This is a genomic window from Hydrogenophaga palleronii NBRC 102513 (assembly GCF_001571225.1).
Lineage (GTDB): Bacteria > Pseudomonadota > Gammaproteobacteria > Burkholderiales > Burkholderiaceae_C > Hydrogenophaga > Hydrogenophaga palleronii.
Map to the genome: position 1 here is coordinate 153125 of NZ_BCTJ01000005.1, position 8574 is coordinate 161698.

General features: G+C 65.0%; 10 protein-coding genes. 3 read left to right on the plus strand and 7 right to left on the minus strand.

Annotated elements, in window-relative coordinates; translation table 11 throughout:
* Positions 1-129 precede the first annotated feature (129 nt).
* Both HPA01S_RS06295 and HPA01S_RS06300 read left to right on the plus strand, forming a co-directional pair.
* The gene (locus tag HPA01S_RS06295; RefSeq protein WP_066267941.1) at positions 130-483 is read left to right on the plus strand and encodes a RidA family protein; all 354 of its coding nucleotides are present in this window, start codon (positions 130-132) and stop codon (positions 481-483) included.
* Complete coding sequence (locus HPA01S_RS06300) at positions 480-1718, plus strand: NAD(P)/FAD-dependent oxidoreductase (RefSeq protein WP_066267943.1); 1239 nt, start codon at positions 480-482, stop codon at positions 1716-1718. Before HPA01S_RS06295 ends, HPA01S_RS06300 begins: the two co-directional genes overlap by 4 nt.
* On the opposite strand, the gene ygiD is transcribed toward HPA01S_RS06300, so the two are convergent.
* The 5 genes from ygiD to HPA01S_RS06325 form a co-directional block, all read right to left on the minus strand.
* Entirely contained in the window at positions 1719-2612 is an 894-nt protein-coding gene (ygiD, locus tag HPA01S_RS06305) for a 4,5-DOPA-extradiol-dioxygenase (RefSeq protein WP_066267945.1), read from the minus strand.
* Positions 2613-2738: 126 nt separating this feature from the next.
* Positions 2739-3842, minus strand: coding sequence for a zinc ribbon domain-containing protein (locus tag HPA01S_RS06310; protein ID WP_066267989.1), 1104 nt, complete (start codon positions 3840-3842; stop codon positions 2739-2741).
* Positions 3843-3891: 49 nt separating this feature from the next.
* Positions 3892-4707 (minus strand): DUF2145 domain-containing protein, encoded by an 816-nt coding sequence (locus HPA01S_RS06315; protein WP_066267947.1) that lies wholly within the window; start codon positions 4705-4707, stop codon positions 3892-3894.
* Positions 4704-5159 carry a hypothetical protein gene (locus HPA01S_RS06320; protein WP_066267949.1) on the minus strand — a complete coding sequence of 152 codons (456 nt, stop codon included), beginning with the start codon at positions 5157-5159 and terminating at the stop codon, positions 4704-4706. The genes HPA01S_RS06315 and HPA01S_RS06320 overlap by 4 nt, the downstream gene beginning before the upstream one ends.
* Before the next feature lie 46 nt (positions 5160-5205).
* Positions 5206-5724, minus strand: a complete 519-nt coding sequence (locus HPA01S_RS06325; RefSeq protein ID WP_066267951.1) for a YiaA/YiaB family inner membrane protein — start codon at positions 5722-5724, stop codon at positions 5206-5208.
* Positions 5725-6069: 345 nt separating this feature from the next.
* Between HPA01S_RS06325 and HPA01S_RS23410 the strand changes: the two genes are divergently transcribed.
* A complete protein-coding gene (locus HPA01S_RS23410; protein ID WP_174525282.1) occupies positions 6070-6735 on the plus strand; it encodes a hypothetical protein in 666 nt (221 codons plus the stop codon).
* 63 nt (positions 6736-6798) lie between these two features.
* Here the strand turns inward: HPA01S_RS23410 and HPA01S_RS23010 are convergent, their stop codons facing one another.
* Entirely contained in the window at positions 6799-7185 is a 387-nt protein-coding gene (locus tag HPA01S_RS23010; RefSeq protein WP_157084913.1) for a hypothetical protein, read from the minus strand.
* Positions 7186-7875: 690 nt separating this feature from the next.
* Positions 7876-8574: IS3 family transposase (locus HPA01S_RS06340; protein ID WP_066267991.1), on the minus strand; the 699-nt coding region annotated here is incomplete at its 5' end.

Below are 8574 nucleotides of genomic sequence, written 5' to 3' on the forward strand. Positions count from 1 at the left end.
ATCGACCTTTCACGATACGGCGATGTATGAAACCGGGATGGTTCCGATAATCCGGCTTCCGCGTCCGGCATCCACCGCACGCACCACATTGCCCCCCTCCACCGCATTCACCGCATTCACCGCATCCACATGACACAGCCCACCACCCCGCCCATCTCCAAGTTCCGCCGCGCCAACGGTTTCCTGTTCCTCTCGGGCGATCTGCCCCTACAGGCCGACGGCAGCATCCCGGAGGGCATCGAGGCACAGACCGCCCTCACGCTCGACCGCATCGAAGCCACGCTGAAAAGCCAGGGCCTGGGCCTGGACGACGTGGTGTCGGTGGCGGCCTACCTCACGCAGACCGCGGACTTCGCCGCCTTCAACCGCGTGTACGCCACCCGCTTCAACGAGCCCCGCCCCACGCGCACGACCGTGCACACCGGGCTCATGCTGCCGGGTGCGCTGGTCGAACTCACGGTGATCGCGGCCGAGCGCGCATGAAACCGGACGTCCTGGTGCTCGGCGCCGGCATGATCGGCACCTGCACGGCATTGCAGCTCGCGCTGCGTGGCCACTCGGTGGCGCTGGTCGATCGGCGCGAACCCGGCCGGGAAACCTCTTACGGCAACGCCGGCCTCATCCAGTGCGAGGCGGTGGAGCCCTACCCCTTCCCGCAAGACCCGGCCATGCTGCTGCGCGTGGCGTTCAAGCGCGGCGCCGACGTGAACTACCACCTGAGCGCCATGCCTTCGCTGTCCGCCCCGCTCGGCCAGTACTGGGCCAACTCGCGTGGCCAGCGCTACCAGCAGATCGCCCGCGAGTACGGCCAGCTCAGCAGCCGCTCCGTCACCGAGCACGCGCCCTTGATCGAGATGGCCGGCGCAAACGATCTCGTGCGCCGCGACGGTTACCGCATGGTGTTCCGCACCCAGGCCCGGCTGGACGAAGCCGTGGTTGACGCCGAGCGCCTGCAGCGCGAGGTGGGCGTGAACTTCCGCGCCATGACGGGTGAACAGCTGGCGACGGCCGAGCCCGCGCTCAAGCAGCGCCTGGTCGGCGCGGTGCACTGGACCGACCCGTGGTCCGTGGCCGACCCGGGCGAGCTGGTGCAACGTTATGCCGACCTGCTGGTGCAGCGCGGCGGCAGCATCGTTCAGGGCGACGCCATGTCGCTGCGCGCCAGCGGCGCGGGCTGGCAGGTGCAGACCGAACACGGCCCGGTCGAGGCCGCTCGCGCCGTGGTCGCGCTGGGTCCCTGGTCCGACCGGCTGATCCGCCAGCTGGGTTACCGCCTGCCGCTGTTCGTCAAGCGTGGTTACCACCGCCACTACCTCGGCGGCCGTGGCCCCGACCTGGCCATGTTCGACAGCGAACGTGGCTATGTGATGGTGCCCATGAAGCGCGGCGTGCGCCTCACCACCGGCGCCGAATTCGCGCACCTGGACGCCCCCTCCACGCCGGTGCAGATCGCACGTGCCGAGGTGCTGGCGCGCGAACTGATCGATTTGCCCGACCCGGTGGAAGCCGAGCCCTGGCGCGGGGCCCGCCCCTGCACCGGCGACCTCAAGCCGGTGATCGGGCCGGCGCCCCGGCACCCGGGCCTGTGGTTCCACTTCGGCCATGGACACCAGGGCTTCACCATGGGCGCCGTGAGCGCCCGGCTGCTGGCCGAGCAGATGGCGGGCGAGGCCTGCCTCATCGACCCCACGCCCTACCTGCCGCAGCGTTTTCTCTGATCAGCCGAACTGCAGGCAGCGCATGCTCAGCGTGCCGCTGTGGAAGGCCTCGAACACGTGCCTGGGCAGCTGGCCGGCATCGGCCGCGCCCAGCGCGTAGAGAAACGGCCAGTAGTGGTCGGGCGTGGGCACCGCCATGCGGGCCGACATGTCCAGGCCGATGTAGTCCTGCAAGGCCTTGTCTTCGCGCTGGTCCAGCGCGCGCTTGACGCGGTCGTCGAACGCCTGCGCCCAGGGGCGGCTGGCCGCCGCCTGCTCGGGCGTGTCGCGGTCGGTGGCGCGCAGGTTGTGCACGATGTTGCCGCTGCCGATGATCAACACACCCTGCTCGCGCAAGGCCTGCAGTTCGCGGCCCAACGTGTAGTGGAAGGCGGCCGGTTTGTCGTAGTCGATCGACACCTGGAACACCGGCACGTTGGCCTTGGGGAACAGGTGGTGCAGCACGGTCCAGGTGCCGTGGTCCAGACCCCACTCGGTGGTCGGCACGCTGGGGTTGCTGCGGATCAGCTTGGCGGTGGCGCGCGCCAGCTCGGGGTGGCCCTTGGCCGGGTACTGCATCTCGTGCAGCTGGCGCGGGAAACCGCCGAAGTCGTGGATGGTCGGCGGCAGCTCGTTGACGGTGACGCCGGTCGCACCCTGGGTGAGCCAATGCGCCGACACCACCAGGATCGCGCGCGGCGCGGGCAGGCGTTTGCCCCAGGCCGTGAGTTCGCGCGTGAAGCGGTTGTCCGAGATCGCGTTCATCGGGCTGCCGTGGCCGATGAACAGCACCGGCAGGCGGCGCTGCGCCGTGCCGGCGGCCTGGGCGGCGGGCACAACGCTGCTCAGCGAGAGCAGCGCCGCAGACACGGCACCCAGTGAGGTGGATTCAAGGAACAGGCGGCGAGAGAACATGGGTTCGGGCGGTGGAGGAACGGACGGCCTTCCCGATGCTGGAAGGCAGACCGTAGAGCCACCCGCGCGCGGCTTGGTTCCCGCGCCGCCGGGCGAAAGTGCCACCGCCTGAGATCAGCCAGAGATTCAGCCAGGTGCGACGCCCGGGGCCACCGGCTGTGCCGCCGCAGCGCCCGGTGCCTCCACCGCCTCGGCCCGTGCTGCCGGCTCGCCGCAGGCGTAGCAGTAGCGGGCAAAAGCGCTCTTGCGCGCGTTGCAGGCGGTGCAGTGGTTGTGCAGGCCCATGCCGCAGTGCGGGCAGAAGTCGTTCTTCGGGTCCTTCAGGTCCACCCCCCGCTCGCAGCCCGGGCACACGCCCTTGGCCAGGCGGGTCTGGGCAAGGTCGTAGTCCAGCTCCTGGCGGCGCAGCCGGTCGGGCAAAGCCTCGGCCTGCTGCTGCCGCGCCAGGTAACGCTGCAGCGCCTGGATGGCGTAACGCCCGCCCACCACCGTGAGCACGATGCCCACGATGTAGCGCACGTAACCGCCGTAGCTCGGCAGGTAGGGCACCAGCTCGACGAAGAACGCGAACAGCGCAAAGAAGATGAAGCCCCACACGAAAGGCCAGTAGGTGCTCTTGCGCTGCTTGGCGAACAGCCAACCCGCCACCACCAGCAGCGGCAGCGTGAGCGCCAGCCGGTAGAGGAACACGCGCAGTTCCTGCGCGCGTTGTGCCGAGACATAGGCATCGCGGGCGCCCTCCTCCAGCGCCAGCATCTGGTCCTGGGCACGCTGCTCGGCCTGCTGCGCATCCAGCGCCGCCTGCTGCTGCGTCTCGACCGCCGCAAGCGCCTCACGCTCGGCCTGGCGCAGGCTTTCCAGCTGGCGGGTGCGGTTGATCAGCTCCTCGTCCTGCTCGGGACGCTGCGTGACCTGGCGCGTGCCGAGCCAGTTGTCGAAACTGTCGCGCGCCGCGCGCTGGTTGGCCGTGGCGGCCTGGTGCCGCAACTGCGCCTGGTCCAGGGTGTCCTGCGCCGTGCGTGCGGCGCGTTGCGCGGCGGCAATGTCCTGCCGCACCTGGGGCGCGCGCTGCGGGTCGAGGAAATCGTCGAGCCCTTGCGCCTGTTCCACCCGGGGCAGATCGCCCACGATGGTGCTGCCCAGCCCGACCAGGAACCAGGCGAACACAAACGCCACCAGCCACAGGCCACGGCGAAACCACTTCTCCGACCAACGCAATGCTTTGCCCATGTTCAATCCCTCTCGTTCAAAAACGCACGGTGCGACACGTTAGCGCGCTTCAGAGCGCCAGCGACTGCGGCGCCGACGCAAGGCCGCTGCGCGTGAGCCAGCCGAACACCGAGTCCACCGTGACGGTCTCGATGCGGTCCGCATAACGTTTCTCGTTCGGGTGGTCGTCGAAGGCCACGTTGGCGGTGCCGGCGCGTGCGCCGAGGCGCGTGAGGGCCCCGAGCTTGAGCGTGGTGGGCTCGTAACCCTTGAAGCGCAGCCAGGCCTGGGCCTGTTCGCGGTTGCCCACGCCCGGCTCGGTGGCCATGCTCAGGGTTTCGATGGCCCACTGGTTGGACTGCTGGTAACGCTGGCCCCAGGCATAACTCACCAGGTTGTAGGCGCTTTCGTGCAGGGCCACCGCGCGGCGCGGGTCGTTCAGCAGGTCGAGCAGCGGCGCCTGCAGGGCCGGTGCCGGCACCACCCAGGCGGCTTCCTGGCGCCACAGGTCGTCGAGGAAAAACTCACCCAGGCCCTGGCGGTACAGGTCGCCGGTGGCGGTGCCGCACTGGTTGAGTTTGTGCAGCACGCGCCAGACGCCCGCATCGGTGCGGTAGACCCAGCCCAGGTGCGAATAACGCAGCTGGTACTTGCTCAGGTCCTGCCCGGCGCGCGCCAGCAGCACCACCCGTGCGCCGCTGCGGGCGTGTTCGGCGTCCAGCGCCTGCGCGGTGCGCTGCGCCAGCGCCATGCCTTGCTCGATGCTGCGCACGTTCAGCGGCTTCTGTTCGCAGGAGCGGCCGGCGTGGGCGGCTGTGGCGGTGCCGAGCAACAAGGCCAGCGCGGTGGCGAAGCCGCAGGCGATCCGTGTGACGGGCTTGCTCATTGCGTCACCTTTTCGTTGTGCAGCAGCGCGCGGCCCAGTTCGTTCGGGATGAAGGCCAGCACCTCGCCGGCGGCCGACAGCAGCACGCCGGTACCGATCACGCTCACCGCCACCACCGTGCCGACACCGTGCACCACGCCCGAAGCCGCCTTGCCGGCCACTTCCACGCTGGCCTTGGCACCGTCCGACGCACGCTCCAGCAGATAAACCGTGCCACGCGCCGTGCTCTCCACGGCCTTGACCGTGAGCACCGCACCGGCGGTGGACAAGGCCACCGGCAGCACGCTGAGCGCAGCCGCACCGGCCGATGCCGTGCCGACCACCGAGGCCACCGGCAACAGGGACAGCGCGGCCGAGGCCTCACTCTGGGCATGCGCCGGGGCACTGGCGAGGGAGAAGGCCAGGCACAGGCCGGCCAGCAGCGACATCGACTTCAACTTGAACGTGTTCATGAAAAAACTCCGGATGAAAAAGAAAAAGGAAAAAGGAGGAATGGGGTTATTCGGCGTGGGCGCCAGCTGCTGCTGCTGCGGCGCGCTCCTGCATCGCTTGCTGGCGGCCCAGCAGTTCGCCGCGCACCTGGGCATCGCTCAGGTCGGCCTCGTGGCGGTCACGCAGGGTCTTGGCCAGCGTGAAGGCGGAGGTGACGAGGTACAGCCAGCTCACGCCAAGGTAAGCGCGGTAAGTGTCGTTGATCTCCATGCGCAGCAAGCCCCAGCCGGTCAGGCCCATGGCCACCGCAAAGCCGCCCCAGACCACCAGGCGCCACATCGGCGTTTCGGCTTCACCGGTCTGCGAGGCCTTGTGGCCGTCGCGCACCGCCTTGGACAGCACGAACACGGTGGAGAGGCAGAACACGTAACCCATCACCATGAACGCACGGTCCAGCGCCTGCCCCGGCAACCAGGCCAGGCCGGTGGCGCACAGGAGAACGGCGATACCGAACGAGACCCACACCTGAAGCTGCCAGGCACGGGTGTCGCGCATCACGATGAGGGGAGATCGGTTCGAGGCCATGTAAAACCCTTGGGGTTGTTGAGGAGCCGCGATGGTGCGGGCAACTTGACTGAAGAAGCCCGTCCGAATCAACCTGTATCACGCGATGAGCAAACAGGTATCGATATTCGATACCGACCCCCATCAGGCCATGCGCCGTCGGCTGCAATCAGACCCGTGCCGTGATGCAGTTCGCATCCCAAAAACTTAAAGTTTTGTTACAAATAGGTTTTTATTTAAGACACGCAACCAACAGGGAGCGCGCCCATGGAAGGGGTCTCACATCGTCTGTCCGGCGTCGACGACGGTCACGAAAGCACCGGAGAACCCGCACAGCACGCGTCAACCGTGGAGATGCGGGTCAGTGTGACCACCAAACTCAACCTTGCGAGCTTTCAGAACTCGGTCCCAGCCTTGCTGGAATTGGCGGTTGTGAATGGTACGTCCCTGCCGCTCACGGAATTGGAGATTCGGCTGTCTTCTGAACCCGCGTTCGTGAAGCCTCGGGTGTGGAATCTTGACACTGTCGGTCCTGGCGAAACCTACCACCTGCCAGATCTTGATGTGCGTCTGGATGGTCCGCTGCTCTCTCGCCTGACAGAGGCCGAGCCGGCGACGCTCCGTTTTGAACTCAGAAGTGGCAAGCAGCCAGAAACCGTGCTGGCCGAGCGGGAGTCGACCGTGGAGCTGCTGGCACGCAATCAATGGGGAGGCATCGGCAGGTTGGGCGTCAAGACACGAACGGACCACGTGCGCAGTGCGCTGAAGGCCAATGCGGCATTGCACGCCGCGCGCATGCACAAGCCCTTCTCAATGAGCGGACTTGAGGCGACATCCGAGGGCTATGCCGGAGACCGTTGGGCCCGCGAAACGCAGTGCCTGAAAGCATTGCTCGATCGCGACCATCGCTTGGAGGATTGCGCATCGCTTTCTGACAGCAGCGCGGGAATCTGGCAAGGTCACTTCGTGGGGATCAATGCCTTTGTCTTTCCAAAACTTGTCATTTGGAACAGTAACTTTTCCCTCCGGTGACTCTGGAACTTCCGTGGGGGCGGCTTCTGGCTTAGTTCCACTGTCTGCCCCAATCACAGCATTTCACTTTTCGCCTTCCTCATGCTTAACCGCATTCAATACGGCGAACGCAGAGTTGCGAACAAGCCTCCATTGATCAGAGTCAAGCAGCAGTGATGCATCCAATAAGTCAGGATTCTCGGTACGAACCCGATCTGTCTCCTGCAACATTTTGATGAAATCTGCAATCCCAGTCGTCATTCGCCCCGAATTTGGAAGATACCTATATAGATTCACTGCAAAATAATTGGCATCCAAATCATCGAAAACCTGCTCATAGAGCTCATCAAAGTCGGTAACTGATGTTTTAGAGAAATCTCGTTTGATCCACGCCTGTCGCAGCCTCATGTCGTCGACAACAAGCTCGCAATAACCGACAATTTGAGGAAGCCAAGTTTCAAATTCAATCATTGAAATTCCTTATGGACGGAAGGTGAAATCACCTGGCGTAATGCCGTGCGCATCTGGCAATTTCATATCAACTCGATTTCCATTTACGTCATAGGCCTTGCCATCGCGAACCTGCGTGACCGTCCCATCTGGTTTGACACGCACATAATCATGATGATTTTCTGGATTGACCCACTTCGTGTTGCCATCTTTCTTACCGGGCCTCTCCTCCCACCCCTCTGGAACGCCTTCAGGTTTTTGCGGCTTGGCTTTTGAGCTGTCGGCCCCCCGGCGTATCGTTCCCCTTAACAGAGTTTGTGATTAAACCATCCAACGCCCTAAGCGTGTCAGTTAACAAGCTGAGACCCGGCGCCACAGGGTTGAGGCTCCTCTCAAGATCAGACTATTGGGGCGGCGTCCCAATCCCAATTGGCGTTGGCACAGGCATCGGTAGACCGAATGCTTCTGCCTGCGCAGGAGTCATAGGTTTTCCGGGAATGGGACGGAGGAATATGCGAAGTTGGGCTAACTTCACCGCCCCCTCCAAAGCATTTGAGGATTCCTTGCGGTTTCCCGGCGAAGGTCCTACACCCAGAGCATCGCCTTTGCCCAGAGCTCCACCCGATCCGTCTGCTCCATAGCTCTCATGGGATACCGCAGGACTGGTGGTTTTGAACCGCCCCGGTTTCCGCGGAGGCTGTTTGGTTTAAGTCAGGCCACCACCTCGGTGTTCTGACTGGCGAGTTGCCGGTGGTAGTTTGCCTCAGCCTCTGCAGGCGGTATGTACCCGATGGGTTCGAGCAGGCGATGGTGGTTGAACCAAGACACCCATTCGAGCGTCGCGAACTCCACCGCTTCCTTGGTCTTCCATGGCGCTCGACGGTGAATGAGCTCGGCCTTGTAGAGGCCGTTGATGGTCTCTGCCAAGGCGTTGTCGTAGCTGTCGCCCTTGCTGCCCACGGACGGCTCGATGCCGGCCTCGGCGAGCCGCTCCGTGTAGCGAATGCTGACGTACTGAGACCCCCTATCCGAGTGACAGACCAGGCTGCCATCGCGCTCGGGCTGCCGGGCGTACAGGGCCTGCTCCAGCGCATCGAGCACGAAGTCAGTACGCATCGAACTGCTCACCCGCCAGCCGACGATGCGACGGGCAAACACGTCGATGACGAAGGCCACATATAGCCAGTCCTGCCAGGTCGAGACGTACGTGAAGTCGCTCACCCACAGCTGGTTCGGCCGCTCGGCACGGAACTGCCGATTGACCCGGTCCAGCGAGCATGGCGCTTTGGCATCGGCGATGGTCGTGCGCACGACCTTGCCGCGCATCACCCCGCGCAGCCCCAGCTTGCGCATCAATCGTTCGACCGTGCAACGGGCTACGACAACGCCTTCGCGTGCCAGTTGCCGCCA